This window comes from Aliiglaciecola sp. M165, from assembly GCF_007197995.1.
In the GTDB taxonomy this organism is placed as follows: Bacteria; Pseudomonadota; Gammaproteobacteria; order Enterobacterales; family Alteromonadaceae; genus Aliiglaciecola.
Window position 1 is genome coordinate 465591 of sequence record NZ_VKKH01000002.1, and the last position, 19341, is coordinate 484931.

A 19341-nucleotide genomic window follows, 5' to 3' on the forward strand; every position below is an offset into this window, starting at 1 on the left:
GAAATATACAACGCAGATATTAAAAAACCTGCTGATAAACGGTGTTACCAGCAGGTTTTTTGGGGTTCAAATGTGTTGGGATGATTACCGATCAAGACTCTGGTACTGTATTGCGGACAAAAGCATTACCGCGCTCAGCGACCATATTGAAAGTCATCGCTGAAATTTTCCATCCATCTGCTGTTTTCACAAACTTGTGCTCATAGTTACCCCAAACTTCCCATAGCGCATCACCTCCATTCTCAGGCAAAGCACCTTCTTCCATTCTATTCCAAGCATATCCACTGCTAGTCATCGTAGCGTTATGTGAATCCCTAAACAGCACGGAATGATTGCTGCGCATATGAAACGATAATTTTGACGCTTTCAAGTTATTTGACCATCCTTGAATGAGGCCATCTGCAGGAATACTTGAAGGTTTTCCACCCACAAGCGAACTAAAATCCACCTCTATTTGCTCAGTAAATAGTTCTCTAGCAGCCTTCCAATCTTTTCTGTCAACCGCAGTATCCAGTGAATCTGCAATGCGAATCAGCTCCTGCACTGTTACACTGTTTTCAATTGTAATTTGGGTACCTTGAATGACCTTTTGTTGCGCATGGCTTAATGGTAAAGCCCCAATGGTAACGACCAATAGTAAAGCCAAAGTTGCCGTAAAAACTTTCATGTTAGTTCTCCTCTAAATATAGTTTAGCGGTTAGCGTTTTGATAACGGTTTTCAGTTTAGATAACTGCTAGCTACTTTGTTTGTCGCTACCTGCTTATTTATTGAAGAATTCTGCTAAACGTATTTTTTAGCTGAAACCGCACGAATATGTGCCCCAAAAAAGTATATTACGTGATTAGAAACCAGTAACATTGAGCATGTTTTTCAGCCTCTGATTAGTTAATGTGAATGACGAGCATAGGAAACCTTTGACGTGACAAAAAAGTATCAAGAGGTATATCCAGAGCCACCTTTGGTCAATAGCCAAGAACTTCTAAATGCGACAGCGACTGAACTTTTACATCTAGAGTTTTTTGAAGCTGAGCCCGGAGAAATGCCAAGCGAAGTATTTTCCCAGCATCATATTCTTGTGAACCTAAAAGAGGAAAACACACGCGTAGAAAACTGGCGCGATGGGGAACACCGAGATTTTATTTTTCATAAAAATGAAATCGTAGTTACTCCGGCAGGGATACGTTCTGGATGGAAATGGCACGAGAAATCCAAAGTCATTGTAATCACTCTGGAACCCGCAAAACTGGAAAAATTTGCGACATCGGAAGTAGGTATATTGTTAAACAAGGTGCAACTGAAAAGTATTCCCCAATTTATTGACGATGATATTACTCAAGCAGCGATACTATTAATGGAAGCGCTACACAGTAAAATTGGTTCTGCAGTAATGTTCGAAAGTTTCACCCGTATTTTCCTTGTAAAGCTTATTCAAAAATATGGATTGGAGAGCGATGACGATATTAGTTTTAATAGCAGTTTTACGTCAAAACACTATAAGCGAGTGTTGGATTATATCGCGCAGAACTTTGGATCAGATGTCAATGTCGAAGATTTGGCAACTCAAGCCGGTTTAAGCACCGCCCATTTTGCACGTTTGTTCAAACAGACCATTGGCCATACACCACATCAATTTGTCATGGCATATCGCATTGAACAATCTAAAAAAATGTTATCCGACATAGAGCGTCCAAAAATTGATATAGCACTATCCTGCGGCTTTTCTGATCAAGCGCATTTTTCCCGTGTGTTTAAGCAAATAATCGGGATCACGCCTAAAGAGTACCGAATGTCTATATTGAAGAATTAGTTTGCACATCTATTTATGTCATCGTACATTTGAGCTGCAAATACAAAAAAGCCCACAAATCCGTCGAAGTGTGGACTCTTTTATCGGCATTTGGGAGGCTCACATTATATCGCTCGTCACCCCCTAATATTCATACAAAATAAAGACTAATCGATTTCAACTGGCTCTTCAGACTTTTCTTTCATCAATCCTGCAGGCATCCAAGGGGCTCCAGCTTCAAGTAACGATTGTTTAAAAGCAGGAAATTCAGTTTGCTGCAAATTGTTCAACTGTGGCAACAGAACGTTAAGGGCATCTTGTACAAACACCATTTGCTCTTTCTGCGTTGACGTTAGTCCCCATGTATTGGCACGGGCAAATTCGATCATAAACAAACGGCTAGAAACCGTAGCAGGTGAGGTCCCCATGCCGTCTCTTGAGCGCTGTCCGTCCAGTGTCTCCTGTGCGGCAAAAACGGCAGTGCGCAGTTGATGATAGGTCTGTTCTAAATTACCAGCTACCGCTGATGAACGATCAAGTGCCATTCTAAAGGATTTGAGTTGGGCTTTAAGATCGCCTATCTGGCCGCTCGCCATTGATACTTGACGTCTAAGATTTTCAACTTCAAGTAATAATGCTGAGCGCTGCTGCGGTGACACGCCACCGGGAACAGTTTCTGTATGAAGTGGTTTAACCTTGAAGCTTACGGAGTCAGTGAGTTCAGATGTTTTTCCATTTACGGTAGCATACAACGAAGCACTGTACTCACCCGGTGCGACTAAAGGCCCAGTATCACCAAAGAAGCTAGAGGAAGTTCCCAGCGCGTTTGCAGACGGCATGCGCAAATCCCAGGTGACACGATGAAGTCCTTTTTCAACTTTTGAGTCAACTTTACGAATCACCCGCCCTTGAGCATTTTTGATGAGTACATAAACTTCGGGTTCAGCTTCTCTTAACTCTTCTTCAACTCTATCCCACGAAGGATAAAGGGGGTATTTGTCCTTTTCTATATCCTTCTTTTCTTGCTCTTCTCGTTGTTTAGACAATGATTTAACGCCATCACGCAGATAATAGGTAAAGGTAGCGCCAAAATCTGGATTTTCAGCGCGATACTCAAAATCACCGTGTGAATCTGTATGCAAACTTTCGGGGATATACCAAAGTGCATCGCGAGGCGTAAAGAGCAACGCTTCTTTTTGCAAGTTGTCTTTGTTTATTGAACGCAGTGGTGTGTAGTCATCCAATATATAAATACCGCGACCAAAACTACCTGCTACAAGGTCATTTTCTCTACGCTGAATTTGCACGTCACGAAATGAAATTGTGGGTACTCCGCCATTGAGCTCAGTCCATTGTTGACCGCCATCAACGGTGAAAAACAAACCAAACTCGGTGCCTACAAAGAGTAAGTTTTTATTCACATGGTCTTGAACAATGCGCCACACTAGGTGCTTGTCTGGCAAGTTGGACGCAATAGATTTCCATGATTTGCCACGGTTAGTACTCTTAATTAGATAAGGTTTATAGTCACCATACTTGTGATTGTCTAACGCTGCGTAGACCGTGTCTTTATCAAACAGATCGGCACGAATATCGTTTACGTAGGCGGTTTCAGGGATACCTCGAATTTTGCCAATGCTATAGCGTTTCCAATCTTGCCCGCCATTGGAAGTGACTTGAATGAGCCCGTCATCGGTTCCCGCATACAGAATATTCTCGTCCAGTGGTGATTCTGCAATATTGGCGATGGTATTAAAATTAGACATCGCGAGTAGGTCAAAACCGGAATTCACAGACCATGTGCGGTCCATCACGGGCATATGCATTCTGTTTTCATTTTTAGTTAAATCACCGGAGATTGCCTGCCAACTATTTCCTCGATCATCAGAGCGCCATACTCTTTGTGATGCATGATAAATACGCTTAGGGTCATGACTAGAAACTAAAATGGGTGCATCCCAATTGTATCGCTCACCAGGTTCGCCTGGCTTCGCTTGAGGTTGAATCGATACGTATTCGCCTGTCTTGCGGTGGTAACGAGCTAAATTACCCTGTTGGCGTTGACCATAAACTACATCTGGGTTACCGGGCTCGGTGGCAGGTTGGTGACCATCCCAGTCAAGGATCAAAAACCAATCATTATTTTTTATACCATGAGCTTTAGTGGTTCGAGATGGTCCACCTTGTGAGGAATTGTCTTGCGTGCCGCCATAAACGTAATAAAAAGGTTTGCTATCATCAACGGCTATTTTGTAGAACTGAGTAATGGGCATGTTAGAGATAAAACGCCATTTTTCCATGCCATCTTGCGTCTCGTAAACCCCACCATCGCTGCCTATTAACAGAAAATCCTTATCCGTAGGGTGAAAAGCCATTGCATGGTCATCGACATGTTTGTATTTAACGTTAACCGGGGTCCAGGTTTTGCCGCCATCATCACTGTATTTACTATAGTTGCTCGCCATATAAATTCGGTCGAAGCGGTGAGGGTCGGCAAAAATTTCTTGGTAGTAATGTGGGCCAGTGCCACCGCCCACTTCGTCAGACATCTTTGTCCAACTGGCTCCTTGGTTCGCGGAGCGATAAAGGCCACCTTTACGTTGGTTTAGCTCGATTCCAGCATAAACAACATCAGGGTTGATGTGGGAAATCGCCAAACCAATTTTACCCATATCTGTTTTGGGTAAGCCTTCAGTTAGTTTCAGCCATGTATTACCACCATCATCACTTGTGTGAATGGCTGAGCCTGGGCCCGTGCCAACATAGGCAGGTAGTGTTCTTTGCCGTTGCCAAGTAGCAGCATAAAGTTTATCTGGGTTACGAGGGTCAATAACGAGAGAAGTCACCCCAGTCCACTGATCAGTTTCTAACACGTTCTCCCAGGTGTTACCGCCATCCGTTGTTTTAAATAATCCCCGCTGTCCTCCTTTAGACCACAACGGACCTTGAGAAGAAACCCAAACGGTATTTGAATCTGTAGGGTGAACAATAATATCTGATATATGCTCTGACTGCTTCAATCCCATGTTTTTCCATGTTTCGCCACCATCAAGTGAGCGATAAACCCCGTCGCCAAAACTCAGGTGTCGACCACCGTTGTTTTCCCCGGTGCCGACCCAAATAATATTGGAGTTGCTAGGATCAATGGTTACATCACCCGTAGAAAAAACGGCTTGTTTATCAAAAATCGGCTTCCATGTAATACCACCATTTTCGGTTTTCCATACACCACCAGAACCTACTGCTACGTACCAGATAGAAGGATCTTTCCGATCAATCTCAATGTCCGCAATGCGCCCCGACATGTAGGCTGGACCAATATTACGAAGTGTCATCCCAGATAAGAGTTCGTCGGTCATTAAACCAGTTTGGTCTTTTTTGGCAGCTTGTAGTGGCAGGGAAGCTAGCGTTACTAGTAAAACAACGGTAGTAAGCAGTTTCATGCAAGTCTCCTGTAAATCAAATTTAAGGTCATTACTTTATTGTTGGACATCATGATAGGGCGCATGAAATGGCTACTACTCACGTTTTCCTTTGCGTATTTTTGCGAACACCAATCCGCATAAAGCACTGGTCATGCAACGAATAAAATTAAGCTCGCAGTATGCATGTATTGTTAAGCTAAACCATAAGTATGATCTATTCAATCGCAGTAGATTCTTTGAGATGAAAAGTGAATATCATAAATGCTGACAAAGCTGTGCCCTGCTAATAGTCTTAATATTCACTAGCTGCAGAGTAAAATTTATTAAAAAAGCCCGCAAACCAAAAGGATTGCGGGCTTTTTAAATTGTTAAAGCGTTATTGAACGGTTTGTAAGCTCGACGCTTACATCATGCCGCCCATTCCACCCATGCCGCCCATATCAGGCATTGCAGGAGCAGCTGCTTCGTCTTGTGGTGCATCTGCGATCATGGCTTCAGTTGTAATCATCAAACTTGCGATTGATGCAGCAAACTGAAGTGCAGAACGGGTGACTTTAGTTGGGTCAAGGATACCCATTTCTAGCATATCGCCGTAGGTATCGTTACCTGCATTGTAGCCGTAGTTACCTTCGCCGTTTTTCACAGCGTTGGTCACAACAGAGGCTTCTGCGCCAGCATTGCTTGCGATTTGACGTAGTGGTGCTTCCATAGCACGAAGTGCTAGCTTGATGCCGTGAGTTTGGTCTTCATTGTCACCAACAAGCTCACCCACTTTCGCTGCAGCGCGCACAAGGGCTACACCACCACCGGCAACAACACCTTCTTCTACCGCTGCACGAGTTGCGTGAAGTGCATCTTCAACGCGCGCTTTCTTCTCTTTCATTTCAACTTCAGTGGCGGCACCCACTTTGATTACTGCAACACCACCAGCTAGCTTAGCCAAACGCTCTTGAAGTTTTTCTTTGTCGTAATCAGAAGAAGATTCTTCGATTTGTGCACGGATTTGATTACAACGACCTTCGATCGCTTCTTGCTCACCTGCACCATCAACAACGGTTGTGTTGTCTTTGCTGATTACAACGCGCTTAGCAGTACCTAGGTCTTCTAGTTGAACTTTTTCAAGTTCCAGACCAATCTCTTCAGAGATAACCGTACCGCCAGTTAGTGTAGCAATGTCTTGAAGCATAGCTTTACGACGGTCACCAAAACCGGGCGCTTTAACCGCTGCTACTTTCACGATGCCACGCATGTTGTTAACAACCAATGTTGCAAGTGCTTCGCCTTCCACGTCTTCAGCAATAATCAAAAGAGGCTTAGAGGCCTTAGCTACGGCTTCAAGTGTAGGAAGTAGTTCACGAATGTTAGACACTTTCTTGTCAACCAATAGGATGAACGGGCTGTCTAGCTCAACAGTGCCATTTTCCTGGTTATTCATGAAGTAAGGAGATAGGTAACCGCGGTCAAACTGCATACCTTCAACGACTTCTAGTTCGTTTTGCAATGCTTGGCCTTCTTCGACGGTAATAACACCTTCTTTGCCCACTTTGTCCATCGCTTCAGCAATCAAATCGCCAACTTCTGAATCAGAGTTTGCAGAGATTGTCCCTACCTGAGCAATAGCTTTACTATCTGAACATTCAACTGAAAGGGCTTTTAGCTCCTCTACTGCAACAACAACGGCTTTGTCGATACCGCGTTTCAAATCCATTGGGTTCATACCTGCAGCAACTGACTTTAGACCTTCAGTTACGATTGCTTGTGCAAGTACTGTTGCAGTGGTTGTTCCGTCACCGGCTTCGTCATTGGCCTTGGAAGCAACTTCCTTAACCATTTGCGCGCCCATGTTTTCGAATTTGTCTTCAAGTTCGATTTCTTTGGCTACTGATACACCGTCTTTAGTGATAGTAGGAGCGCCAAAAGATTTGTCTAAAACAACGTTACGGCCTTTAGGACCAAGGGTAACTTTAACTGCATTTGCTAAGATATTAACGCCAGCAAGCATTTTTACGCGAGCGTCATCAGAAAAACGTACTTCTTTAGCTGCCATGATTATTTTCCTCTAAATTCTGTCTAAATGATTAGTTGGTTTTATTCTACAACCGCTAGGATGTCGCCTTCGCTCATAATGAGCACTTCTTCGCCATCCAATTTTTCGGTTTTCACGCCATAACCATCATTAAAAATAACTACGTCGCCAATTTTAACGTCTAACGCTTTGACTTCGCCGTTGTCTAGAACACGACCGTTGCCGACAGCAACGATTTCGCCACGGGTTGATTTTTCAGCCGCTGAGCCTGTAAGCACAATGCCACCAGCAGACTTACTTTCTTGTTCTTGGCGTTTAACGATAACGCGATCGTGTAAAGGACGGATTGCCATTTTCAAATCTCCTGAAAATTCCAATTTTAAAGTTAAAATTCCCGATAATTCGGGGGTTGAGCAGATTCAGCGAATCCAGCTCAAAATAAGGTCTGCGTGGAAAGATGGGGATAGCCTTACTGACTTCAAGGGCTTTAATAAAAAAAAGCGTAAAAAATGTGAAAAAAGTGACTAAATTCATCGAATTCAGAAGAATTGACGCTGATTTGCCACAGGCAGAAGGTTAACTTCGATATAGGGTTTTGATTAGATGAAATCCGAATTGGGTTTTGATCGGTCCATGAATGGTCAATAAGGCTTTTTTAAATACCACGTTGTCGAAAGCTTTTACCATTTGCCCCGGCTGGATTTCACCGAGGTCACCGCCTCGTTTTCCCGAAGGGCAGATTGAATGTTTTTTGGCAAGTTGCTGGAAATTCCCGCCATTGGCTAACTTCTGTTTGATCTCTTCCGCTTGCTGCTTAGTTTTGACTAGTATGTGACATGCACCTGCTCGCATTATTACCTCAATTTCATTTCTCAAAAGCCGACTTGGCTGTCATTATAGAATAATTCCTTCGTTTGTCGGGTTAGCATCAATCAATATGCGAAAATTAACTTCACTTTCATTTCAAGGGTTGGCAGCTGTGTTGCCGCTTTCACTCACAATTTACTTTATATACTGGTTCATGTCTGGAGCTGAATCGCTTTTACAGCCTTATGTGCCCGAACAATACTATTACCCGGGAATGGGAATTGTTATGGCCTGTGCAATAATTTTGCTCAGTGGATTGTTGGTCAATGTCTTTTTTGTCAAATGGATTGTCGCCACAGCTAATCGACAAATCGAGAAGATACCGCTGGTCAAGTCCGTTTTTGGGGCCATCCGAGACACCTTAACCGTATTTAAAATTGGTGAAAAAGAACAAAGCAAAACAGTCGTGTCTGTGGAAATTAAACCCGATATGCACTTGATTGGTTTTGTCACCGCCGATCAGGTAGCAACAACGCTGTTCAAAGATGAAGATAAAATCGGCGTATATATTCCTTTGAGTTATCAAATAGGTGGGTACACCTTGTATGTGAAACGCGCTCAGGTTACTAAATTGGACGTTGGTGCAGAGGAAGCGATGCGTATTGCTTTAACCGGTGGTGCAAAAGCTGATGATGTGACACGTTAGATACGAGTTACCTAACGTGTCCAATTTTGTCGGTGATAGATTTATGTCCCTTCGTTAATGACGACACATTCAGTGCGATTTCTACCATTATTTTTTGCTAGATATAACATATCATCTGCCTGTCGATAAATTGAGTTTAGTGCAATGCTCTTACCTTGATACGTGCACAAACCTATGCTCACGGTTATCGGATTTTTTCCTACAAATATTTGCCCAACAAGACTATGAATGCGTTGGGTTAATATTGCGGCTCCTTCTTTGTCTGTGTCAGGGAGAATGATTAAAAACTCTTCCCCACCATAGCGAGCGATTAAATCAGAGATTCGCCCAAATTTTTGAAGTAACAAGCCTAACTCACGAAGAACACGATCGCCTTCAAAATGCCCATAGCTGTCATTGATTTTTTTAAAGTAGTCGATGTCGATTAATACTGCACTAACAGGTTGATTGGATCTTGACGCAACCTCAAGCGCTATTGTAGCTCTTTCGTCAAACGCTCTTCTGTTTAGTAACCCAGTTAAATCATCGGTTGAAGACAGCTGCTCCAAACGCTCTCGTGCTTCAAGCAATTCTTGATATAGAACGTCCCTTTTTGATGCGTTAAAAAAACTCCAAAATACCAACCCTTCATCATTTACTTTCGCATTGATGATGACAGGTACCCTGTTCCCGTTGCCATCGAGCAGCGCTAATTGCATTTCCTCACATTTTTTTTCGGTGAAAAGTATCGGTACGAGATAGCTTTCGCAGAAGATTTTAGAAGAGTAAGTAAATAAAACATCGGTACTTTTGCCCAGCAACGAGTCGTGTTGCCAGTTTAACTCTTGTTCAAAATACGAATTGACATAGATTATCTCCCGATTAGGGGTAGTTACCATAGCACCTGATTGAAAACTATCTAACGATACGTTTTTAGAATTAAACATTCATGCCTACTTGGTAAATGCCTTTATGGAATTTGCTACCTGTTCAGGGTGCGTCATATGCAAACAATGCCCTTCAGCTTCAATAATTTCGAATTTTGAGTCGGCGATATTTTCATGAACATATTTACCGACCTTCACTGACGCTAATGCATCATTTTCACTTTGAAAGATCAAGGTCGGGTGGCAGGCAGATGACAATTTATGGCGATAATCAGAGAAAAATGTTGCTCTTGCAAAGGTCTTCGCAACGACAGGGTCAGTTGAGCAGAAACTTTCATTGAGTGCAGATAAAATCGGCGCCGGGTTACTGACACCCACAACTAAGGGGGCGAGATAATTGGCCCATCCTATGTAATTTTTATCCATCAAATTCAGCAACTCTTCCAGATCTTCTTTCTCAAAACCGCCATGGTACGTTGGGGGATCATTGAGAAAACAAGGAGATGGGCAAACCATAACCATTTTCGAAAAGAGTTGTGGGGCTTTGATAGAGGCTAATAACCCTATGGTGGCACTAACCGAGTGTCCGACAAAAACGATATTTTCGAGCTCAACCGCCTCGCAAACATCGATTACATCTTGCGCATAACCTTCGAGGGAGCTGTAGCGAGCTTGAGAATATTGTGTCAGATCAGATTTACCTGAACCAACATAGTCAAAAAGTATAATCCGATAATGTCCAGATAACTCCGGAATAAGGTGATTCCACATGTTTTGATCACAACCAAACCCGTGGGCCAACATCAACGTCGTTTCACCAGAACCGGCAATAACAACGTTATTTCTTCTAAATATTGCAGCTTTGTTCAACAAAATAAGCACCTCAGTCAGATTTTATAATTGAAACTAGTAGAACTAGGATTAACCAAGCTGATAAACCAGGTGCTAGATTACGTGTATATCATGTCGTTGTAAAAAGCATTGTCTAATCTGCGAATCTGTTGGTATTGCACGATGAAGCAATTAATTTGTGGAAGACAATCTCAATCAGGATCATCTTTTTTGTTTAATTTGTGCCTGCTATGCAAATCTTCTTTGTTAACATATTCACCTTCAATGACATCCTCGTCTGATTTTTCAGAACTGTTGTGTTGCGTATGCCAATGGCTTTGTTGTTTAAATCCACCTTGCTGGCTAACCACATTTAGGGTCACTTGCTTCATCAAGCTTTTGGCTATCAACGGGCGTGTAAGTGGGAAACTCAATAACAAACCAAAAGCATCAGTAATGAATCCTGGGGTCACTAACAAAACACCTGCGACCAACAACAATAACCCTTCTGCCATTTCCTGGCCTGGCATCACACCCGATTGCATTTTTTGTTGTGCTAGAGTCAAGGTTGCAATGCCTTCTTTGCGCACCAAAAAAGCACCGACAAAAGCAGTCAATATAACGATAGCAACTGTATTCCAACCGCCGATCTGTTCCCCTACGTTAACCAATACCGCGATTTCAATAATAGGCAATATGGCAAACAGGATAAAAAGTTTTCCGAACACAACTAGGCTCCAAGTTAAAAAGATAATCTGGGGACAAAACCCGCTTTCTCAATAGGACAAAAAGGTAACTGGATGTAAACAAGTATCAATTCCCATACCGGGTTCAAAGATAAAAACACTCTTTTTTGAAAGACATCTCTTATTATACAGGTCAAGTATGGCCAGAGCATTTAAGGTGCACTAATGAATTCTAAATTTTGTATGGTACTAACCACCTGCCCAACCAAAAAGCAGGCAGAGCATTTAGCCACACAATTAGTAAACCTTAAACTTGCTGCGTGCGTACAGATTTCGCAACCTGTTACCTCGGTTTATCATTGGAATGAGGACATTGTGACGGATTCTGAAATGCAGATCATGATCAAGACAATGTCGTGTAGACTAGAACAAGCGTTTAAGCTGACGCTAAGTTTGCACCCATATGATGTACCCCAGTGGATAGTTGTGGATAATGTATCGGGCAGTGAGCCATATTTGAATTGGATTGAAAGTAACCTGAAATGAAGTTTAAAAATTTTGTACTGTTTCTGTTTGTTGTTTGTATTGCATTTCCATGGGCGTGTTTTGCGCAAAGCGATGATGCATTTAAAGATTTATTTGCCAGCGACAACGAGTTTCTTCCTGTTGAACAAGCGTTTCAATTCGATTTTGACCAAAAAGGTGATCAACTAGTCATCAGCTTCACCATTGCTGATGATTATTACCTGTATAAAAACCAATTTAGAACCGTGACAAAAAATGCTGAGATTGGCGAACCGGTCTACCCTGAGGCAAAGATCAAAGAAGATGAATTCTTCGATGAACCACAACCGGTGTTTTATCACCAATTAGACATTAACTACCCGATTGAGTGGTCCAAACAAGACGGGGTGGTCAAGCTACAATTTCAAGGTTGTGCCGAGGCTGGCCTATGTTATCCGCCAACAACTCATGTTGTGTACCTTGATGAAGTATTGGGTCAGAGCGATTCAACTCTAACTGACAACGCTGCTCAGACGGGCGATGCTGGAGCCGTTGTCTCGGAACAATTTGAACTCGCTAGTTTGCTGTCTGGCGACGATGCGCTCGGTTGGAAATTGGCGGCTTTTTTACTGTTGGGTGTAGGCCTTGCATTTACGCCATGCGTTTTCCCAATGTATCCAATTTTATCCAGCATTGTCATTGGACAAGGCAAAACGATTAGTACATCTCGTGCTTTCAGTCTGTCATTCATCTATGTGCAAGGCATGGCAATTACCTACTCGCTATTGGGGTTGGTCATCGCTTCCGCGGGTGCTAAGTTCACCGCATATCTGCAAGACCCAATTATCTTAAGTGTCTTTGTGGTGATTTTTGTCCTGCTAGCTTTTGTAATGTTTGGTGCTTACGAATTGCAATTGCCAGCTAAATGGCAAGAGAAACTTAACGGCTTGAGTAATCAACAAAAAAGTGGAAGTTATGTTGGTGTATTCATGATGGGTGTGATTTCAGGCTTGGTCGCATCGCCATGCACCACTGCACCACTGACTGGCATCTTGTTATATATCGCGGAACAAGGCGACTTGGTACTGGGATTTTTTGCACTTTATGCGTTAAGTTTGGGCATGGGGATCCCTCTTATCGCATTTGGCGTGACCGGCGGTAAATTGCTGCCAAAAGCCGGAAACTGGATGAATGTTGTGAAAGTCACCTTTGGCTTTATGATGCTTATCGTTGCTTTATTCTTCTTTGAGCGCATGGTGGTTAGTGCCTGGACAGAATTCCTATGGGCAGCTATTGGGTTAGTCATGTTCACTTACTTCTATGTGATGAACCAGAACACCACTGTTTCATTGTGGAAAGGCGTTCGCTCAGCGATCATCTTCTTTGGTTTGTTTGGCTCAATGTTATACGGCTATCATCAGTACAATATCAACTATGGTGTGCAATACAGCGCTGCAAATTCTCAACATCAAATTGGACACCCTGAGTTTATGGTGGTCAAGGACTTAGAAGACTTTGAGGCCAAATTAGCTGCGGCGAACGCTGATGGCAAAACGGTAATGGTCGATTTATACGCCGACTGGTGTGTGGCCTGCAAGGAGTTTGAAAAGTACACATTTCCAGATGCCGCTGTAGTTGATGCATTATCTGAAACCGTGTGGATGCAAATCGATTTAACCGACAACACACCGGTCAATTTAGCGTTCCAAGATGCATTCGGAGTGCTTGGCTTACCTACCATTATGTTTTTTGACAAACAAGGTCAGGAACTATCCAATGCAAGGGTGACTGGTTTTATGAAAGCAGAGCCATTTGCTCAACATGTAAATCGCATTTTCAACTAGAGCGTGTTTCATACAGCAAAGGTAAACACGCTCTAATACCAATTAGTTTAAAATCAAAGAATTACAGTCGAATTTCGTTATTTGTTTAACGATTTTGGCTGTTTTTTGCACACTACTAGACTTAAGCGCGTTTTTTCATCTTTTTAGCCTTAAGTTGACTTGCCGCTTTGCGATTAAACAGCTAGCTTTATGTTTCGGACTTTTAAAGTTGGAACCGAAACTTGAATAAGCAATGGCAAATATTTTTAGCTGTGTCAGTCGTCACTGTTGTTTTGGCGTTTTTGACTCCTGGCTTTGTGGCTGTTATCCCCCCCTTACTCTTCGCTGCTTGGATAATAAAAACGTCAGCTGAGGCATCTGTCTTTTCGCCAAGTGCAAATTTGGTAAAAAATGAAACCGCCGAACAACCTAAACAAAATCATATACCCGAGTTAATTAATGAGCTTGGTCCTACGGTAGAGGAATGTGAAAAAAGCATTGCTGATATTTTATCAACTCAAAGTGATGCGGTAACAATATTAAATCAGTCGTTTGGAGAGTTACAAACGATGATCCACACCCAAGGTGAAAACATTAACAACTTGATTCGCATGGACCAAGGAAGTGGTGAGCTGTATAGCGATCGCATGCGCGAGTTTGCCGACAGCACGGAAAATACCCTCGACCGTTTTATCCAATCCACGGTTGAAATGTCTTCCGCCTCTATGGAGCTGCTTGAGCGAGTAAATAAGATTCACGAAGCGGTACCTAAGGTGTTAAAAGCATTGCAAGATATCGATGGCATAGCGTCGCAAACAAACTTATTAGCACTCAACGCAGCAATTGAAGCGGCTAGAGCGGGTGAGCACGGCAGAGGATTTGCGGTGGTTGCCGACGAAGTGCGGTCTCTGTCCAATCGTTCGGCACAATTTAGTGAGGGAATCCAAAAGCAGTTGACCGACATTAGTGAGCAGATTGAAACCCTCACCTCTGAAGTTGGTTCCTTAGCCTCTTACGATGTAAGTTACGTCATCGATGCGAAAAAAGAGATTCACCGGGCATTGGAAAGTATTATCGACAAAGCCGAATCCGATGCAGATGTCACCCAAAGCCTCGAACACCTATCACAACGTCTTGAAATATCCTTGGGCGAAGCCATCAGAGCGTTACAATTTGACGATATCAACGGACAAAATTTACGCTTCACCCAAGAGACGCTGACCTTTATTCGTGAGCATCTTTATATGGTCACAGAACAAGATATTAATCTCATTATTGATGATTTTCATGCCTATCTAGAGACTATCAAAGCACGACGCTACAACGAACACAATCCAGTATCTTCTTCCAATATGGATGCAGGTGATCTAGAACTTTTTTAAATGCTAAAGGTGATATCAATGGCAGAGGTCCAGATAATTAATATTCCACAACGGTTTGATTTTAGTCATCACAAACCTTTCACTGAACAGTACCAAAAGTTTTTAGACGAGGCTGAATGCAAAAAGGTTGTTATGGACTTTTCCCGCACTGAATACCTTGATAGCTCGGCTCTGGGCATGATGGTGTTGCTGAACAAAAAGGCTAAGGGGGTTGGTAAGCAGGTCACGGTTCGTGGGGCTAAAGATAATACCAAAGAGATTTTAGTTATCGCCAATTTTGACAAATTGTTTCCGTTCGAATGAGTTAAATGGACAGTAATCCACTTCACAAACGACGGATTTTAGTCATTGATGATGACAGTCTGTTTGTTGAAATCGTTGAACACTTTTTGAATGAAAAAGAGGTGCAGACTGAAGCGGCTTACGATTTGGCTCAGGCTAAAGCGCTGCTCTGTGAAACACATTTTGATTTGATTTTATTGGACGGATTTTTACCTGATGGTAGGGGTATCGACCTGATTCCACATTTAAAGGCCAGTAAGATCGATTCGCCGGTATTGATGGTAACCGCTGATGATGATCAAGCATCCATGCAAAAATATTTTATTGCTGGTGTTAGCAACTATGTAATTAAGCCCGTCAATATGGAATTGTTGTGGTTGAAAATGAACCGCAGCTACAAAGAGTACTTATTAGAACAGCAAATGGTGTTACAAAACGAAATGCTGGAGCGCTATTTGGATGAAAAAAATCAAGAAGAAGAACTCGCTCGACACGTTTATCGACACCTTGCTCAGTCGACCACAAAAGTAGCAAAAGGTATTCGCTGCCATATGCAGGCATCCCAAGTATTCAACGGTGACTTTTTTATTGCAGGTAAGTCACCTAATGGCAATGATTTGATGATGTTAGTCGATGCCACAGGTCACGGCTTGGCTGCCGCAATCAGTGTATTACCCATGGTTTCTGCGGTCCGCGCTATGGTGCAAAAAGGCTTAGGACTGGCGCATATCGTTCACGAAATAAATCAGAAATTGCATTTGGAAATCCCTGATGATCGTTTTGTGGCAGGAATTGGGATCGAAGTAGATCATAATCGTTCTGAGGTTTATGTCTTTAACGCAGGTATGCCAGATATTTATGTTGTTGATGATAGCTGCAACGTTTTAAACCGAATTCGTTCTGAATCACTTCCCCTTGGCATTTTAGGTGAAGAGGACTTCTCACCGGCAATCAAATCTTTACCTCTTCACAAAGGGCAACATTTAATTGCATACAGCGATGGGCTGACAGAGCAAACGTCGATGCTTTATGAGTCGTTTGGCCACAGCGAATTTAATGCCACTCTTGAGCGTTGTCACAATGCCCAAACGATCTTGGATGATATCGTGAAAGCGTTTAACGACCACAGTGCGAGTACATCTGTTGAAGATGATGTATCCCTTTGCACCGTTGATCTATGGCGATTGCATGAAGAACGGGAAATAGACATTCAGCACGAAACGGCTTGTGAAAACGGCGAACTGGACATGAACATTAAGATGAGCGGATCTATGCTAAAGGAGGCAAATACCGTCTCATTTTTAGACGAATTGATGCGAAACATCAGTGTACCCACGCCATTGCGTCAAAAAGCCTTTACGGTTTTTTCTGAGCTGGTCAATAATGGGCTAGACCATGGTGTAATGAATCTGCAGTCTGAGTTAAAAAACGACTTCGAGGGTTTCGCCCAGTACCTTGAAGAAAGGGAAGCAAGACTGCAAAATTTAGAACCGACTGATGAAATCCGCGTTTCGTTGCAGTACAAACAAATCACTCAGTCGTTGCATTTTGACATAATCGATAGTGGCGCAGGGTATGTTCCTGATCCACAAAATTTTGCCAACAAAGACAATTTATCGGGCAGGGGCGTGAGCCTTGTGCAAAAGTTGTCAGACAAGGTCACCGTGTATGAGCCTGGCAATCGAACTTCAGTCGTACTTAAAAGAGACATATAACTTATGAGTAAACACATATTAATTGTTGATGATTCTCCTTCAATTCGCCAAATGGTCGAAATGACGCTCAAATCAGCGTCGTATCAAGTTACCTCAGCGAATGACGGCCAAGCAGCATTAGAACTTTGTCAACGTAGTCAATATGATTTTGTATTAACTGACCAAAATATGCCGAGAATGGATGGGCTCACGCTTATCAAATCTCTCAGAGGCATGTCTAGCTATCGGTCGACACCCATTATTGTGCTCACGACTGAAGCCAGTGACAGCATGAAAGCGCAGGGTCGGGCCGCTGGGGCGACCGGCTGGATGGTCAAACCCTTTGATCCGCAAAAGCTTTTGGCTGTGGCCGCAAAGGTCTTGAGCTAATTGTTGTTAAGCGCAGTGCTGGGGGGGTTACATGTCGGTTGATATGAGTCAGTTCCATGGCGTTTTCTTTGAGGAAAGCCAGGAGCACCTAGACGAGATGGAGCATCTTCTGATGGATCTCGATCTGGATGAACCCGACCCAGAAGACCTGAATAGTATATTTAGGGCAGCCCATTCTATTAAAGGTGGAAGCGGCATTTTTGGCTTTGACGCGCTGACAGGTTTAACTCATGTGATGGAAAACTTGCTCGACAAGGCGCGCAAAGGACAAACAACATTAACAACCCCCATCGTAGATACCCTGTTAAGTACTGTTGATCTACTTAAATCCATTCTTGATTGTTATAGAGACGAAGAAGACATTGATTGGGACAGTATTGAACAAGGGTCAAAAGCCCTTGAAAGTATTCTCCCCGACGATCAGGCCAGCGAACATAGCCATGAAAAAGAAGATGGTTTTGGCTTTTTTGATGGTCCACCGAACGTGCCGGAAGCTGAGGACGAATCTTTTGGTTTTTTCGACGATGAGCCTCAGTCCACTGAGACGAAACCGGTAGCCGAAGAAGATGACGGCTTTGGCTTTTTCGACGACGAGCCTAAATCGACAGAGGCCAAACAAAACATCGAAGATGACGACGGTTTCGGTTTCTTTGAACCCTTAGACAATGCACCTAGCAATGACCAAAGCGCTGCCAAGAACGCAGAAAAAGGTGCGCTGCACAGTGAAGAAGATGATGGGTTTGGCTTTTTTGAGCCTTTGGATGAATCTTCTCAAGCCACAACAGAGCACCCCCAACCACCTAGTTCTCAGCCCAACTTGACCGAGAAACCCGAAAGCGAAAAAACTGTAAGCACCGCAAAACCGAACCGTGCAGATAAGCCTAAAAAAGCAGCGGTCAAAAGTAAATCTGCGGCCAATAAAGATAGCGGCAGCATTCGTGTAGACACAGTTAAAATTGATTCATTGGTCAATTTAGTTGGGGAACTTGTGATTACCCAATCGATGATCAAAATGGTAGGCAGTGAAATTCACGGAACCATAGCAGAAAAGCTTGAGGGGGCAGTGGGTGAACTATCCAGAAATATTCGGGAAATCCAAGAAGCAGTAATGTCGATGCGCATGTTACCGATGTCGTTCGCATTTAATCGTTTCCCTCGTGTTGTCAGGGATCTCGCCAGCAAATTAGACAAACAAGTTGAACTAGTCATTGAAGGCGGCACCACTGAAATCGACAAAGGATTGATTGAAAAACTGGTTGATCCGCTAACCCATCTGGTGCGCAATAGTATTGATCATGGAATTGAGGTGCCCGCGAAACGCATCGAAGCAGGCAAGCCGGCTCAAGGCACAGTGATATTGCGCGCTGAGCAACGTGGTGGCAGCATCATTATCAGTATTATCGACGACGGAGCGGGTCTTGACCGTGATCGGATCTTGGGCAAAGCCATTGAAAATGGACTAGATGTGCATGACGGATTAACCGATTCTCAGGTGTGGAACCTAATTTTTGCCGCAGGGTTTTCAACTGCCGAACAGGTCACCGACGTATCTGGCCGGGGAGTTGGCATGGATGTCGTACGTCGCAACATTGAGTCAATTGGTGGCCACGTAGAAATTAAATCCCAAACAGGTCAAGGCTCAACAATCAACATCCGATTGCCATTGACCTTAGCGATTCTGGATGGAATGTGCGTTGCCACTGGCGAACAAATCTTTGTCATCCCGCTGACCAATATTATCGAATCTATTCAACCTGACGCGTCCCAGGTGAAACATCTGGCAAATGACAAACTACTCTGGGTAAGGGAAACCTACTGGCCAGTCATATCTTTATATGAATACATGGGCATAGAAGAAGCGGAAGTCGACCCCACCAAAGCCATCGTGGTGCTAATTGAAACCAGCTCCAAACGATTTGGTTTATTGGTTGATCGTCTCGTAGGGCAGCAACAGGTTGTCATTAAAAGTCTAGAACAACATTACAAACGTGTATCAGGTGTTGCTGGCGCGACCATCATGGGAGATGGCAGTGTTGCCATGATCCTCGATGTTGAATCTCTGGCAACAAATGTTCAACAACCGCAGATAGAATCAGAGGTGGACCTTGCCTGACAGTAAAACTTCCAACGAA

At 43.2% G+C, this 19341-nt stretch carries 17 protein-coding genes; 9 read left to right on the forward strand and 8 right to left on the reverse strand.

The genetic code is table 11. From position 1 onward, the window contains the following. Positions 1–91 precede the first annotated feature (91 nt). On the reverse strand, positions 92–667 hold the full coding sequence (locus FM019_RS04270) for a nuclear transport factor 2 family protein (RefSeq protein WP_143834658.1): 576 nt from the start codon (positions 665–667) through the stop codon (positions 92–94). 253 nt (positions 668–920) lie between these two features. Here FM019_RS04270 and FM019_RS04275 point away from each other — a divergent pair, with 253 nt between their 5' ends. After that, positions 921–1808, forward strand: a complete 888-nt coding sequence (locus FM019_RS04275; protein ID WP_143834659.1) for an AraC family transcriptional regulator — start codon at positions 921–923, stop codon at positions 1806–1808. Between the two features lie 146 nt (positions 1809–1954). Here FM019_RS04275 and FM019_RS04280 read toward each other — a convergent pair whose 3' ends face one another. The 4 genes from FM019_RS04280 to FM019_RS04295 form a co-directional block, all read right to left on the reverse strand. Next, positions 1955–5230: a VPS10 domain-containing protein gene (locus tag FM019_RS04280; RefSeq protein ID WP_143834660.1), complete on the reverse strand. Its 3276-nt coding sequence runs from the start codon at positions 5228–5230 to the stop codon at positions 1955–1957. 385 nt (positions 5231–5615) lie between these two features. Then, positions 5616–7259 carry a chaperonin GroEL gene (gene groL, locus FM019_RS04285; RefSeq protein WP_143834661.1) on the reverse strand — a complete coding sequence of 548 codons (1644 nt, stop codon included), beginning with the start codon at positions 7257–7259 and terminating at the stop codon, positions 5616–5618. A gap of 41 nt (positions 7260–7300) precedes the next feature. After that, positions 7301–7591: a co-chaperone GroES gene (locus tag FM019_RS04290; RefSeq protein ID WP_143834662.1), complete on the reverse strand. Its 291-nt coding sequence runs from the start codon at positions 7589–7591 to the stop codon at positions 7301–7303. 223 nt (positions 7592–7814) lie between these two features. After that, entirely contained in the window at positions 7815–8090 is a 276-nt protein-coding gene (locus FM019_RS04295) for a peptidylprolyl isomerase (RefSeq protein WP_143834663.1), read from the reverse strand. A gap of 85 nt (positions 8091–8175) precedes the next feature. Between FM019_RS04295 and FM019_RS04300 the strand changes: the two genes are divergently transcribed. Beyond that, complete coding sequence (locus FM019_RS04300; protein WP_143834664.1) at positions 8176–8751, forward strand: DUF502 domain-containing protein; 576 nt, start codon at positions 8176–8178, stop codon at positions 8749–8751. A 41-nt stretch (positions 8752–8792) separates the two neighbouring features. Here FM019_RS04300 and FM019_RS04305 read toward each other — a convergent pair whose 3' ends face one another. From FM019_RS04305 to FM019_RS04315, 3 genes are all read right to left on the reverse strand, one after another. Continuing rightward, positions 8793–9677 carry a sensor domain-containing diguanylate cyclase gene (locus FM019_RS04305; protein ID WP_143834665.1) on the reverse strand — a complete coding sequence of 295 codons (885 nt, stop codon included), beginning with the start codon at positions 9675–9677 and terminating at the stop codon, positions 8793–8795. Between the two features lie 6 nt (positions 9678–9683). After that, positions 9684–10490 carry an alpha/beta hydrolase gene (locus FM019_RS04310; protein ID WP_313901679.1) on the reverse strand — a complete coding sequence of 269 codons (807 nt, stop codon included), beginning with the start codon at positions 10488–10490 and terminating at the stop codon, positions 9684–9686. A 170-nt stretch (positions 10491–10660) separates the two neighbouring features. Continuing rightward, the gene (locus FM019_RS04315; RefSeq protein WP_143834666.1) at positions 10661–11176 is read right to left on the reverse strand and encodes an FxsA family protein; all 516 of its coding nucleotides are present in this window, start codon (positions 11174–11176) and stop codon (positions 10661–10663) included. Positions 11177–11359: 183 nt separating this feature from the next. Between FM019_RS04315 and cutA the strand changes: the two genes are divergently transcribed. From cutA to FM019_RS04350, 7 genes are all read left to right on the forward strand, one after another. Next, positions 11360–11680 (forward strand): divalent-cation tolerance protein CutA, encoded by a 321-nt coding sequence (gene cutA / locus FM019_RS04320; RefSeq protein ID WP_143834667.1) that lies wholly within the window; start codon positions 11360–11362, stop codon positions 11678–11680. Further along, complete coding sequence (locus tag FM019_RS04325) at positions 11677–13482, forward strand: protein-disulfide reductase DsbD (RefSeq protein ID WP_143834668.1); 1806 nt, start codon at positions 11677–11679, stop codon at positions 13480–13482. The genes cutA and FM019_RS04325 overlap by 4 nt, the downstream gene beginning before the upstream one ends. Before the next feature lie 221 nt (positions 13483–13703). Further along, positions 13704–14843, forward strand: coding sequence for a methyl-accepting chemotaxis protein (locus tag FM019_RS21075; RefSeq protein ID WP_313901680.1), 1140 nt, complete (start codon positions 13704–13706; stop codon positions 14841–14843). An 18-nt stretch (positions 14844–14861) separates the two neighbouring features. Then, positions 14862–15146: an STAS domain-containing protein gene (locus FM019_RS04335; RefSeq protein ID WP_143834669.1), complete on the forward strand. Its 285-nt coding sequence runs from the start codon at positions 14862–14864 to the stop codon at positions 15144–15146. 5 nt (positions 15147–15151) lie between these two features. Next, on the forward strand, positions 15152–16840 hold the full coding sequence (locus tag FM019_RS04340) for a fused response regulator/phosphatase (RefSeq protein WP_143834670.1): 1689 nt from the start codon (positions 15152–15154) through the stop codon (positions 16838–16840). Between the two features lie 3 nt (positions 16841–16843). Beyond that, entirely contained in the window at positions 16844–17209 is a 366-nt protein-coding gene (locus FM019_RS04345) for a response regulator (RefSeq protein WP_143834671.1), read from the forward strand. Positions 17210–17240: 31 nt separating this feature from the next. Beyond that, positions 17241–19322 carry a chemotaxis protein CheA gene (locus FM019_RS04350; protein ID WP_143834672.1) on the forward strand — a complete coding sequence of 694 codons (2082 nt, stop codon included), beginning with the start codon at positions 17241–17243 and terminating at the stop codon, positions 19320–19322. The last annotated feature ends 19 nt before the right edge of the window (positions 19323–19341 follow it).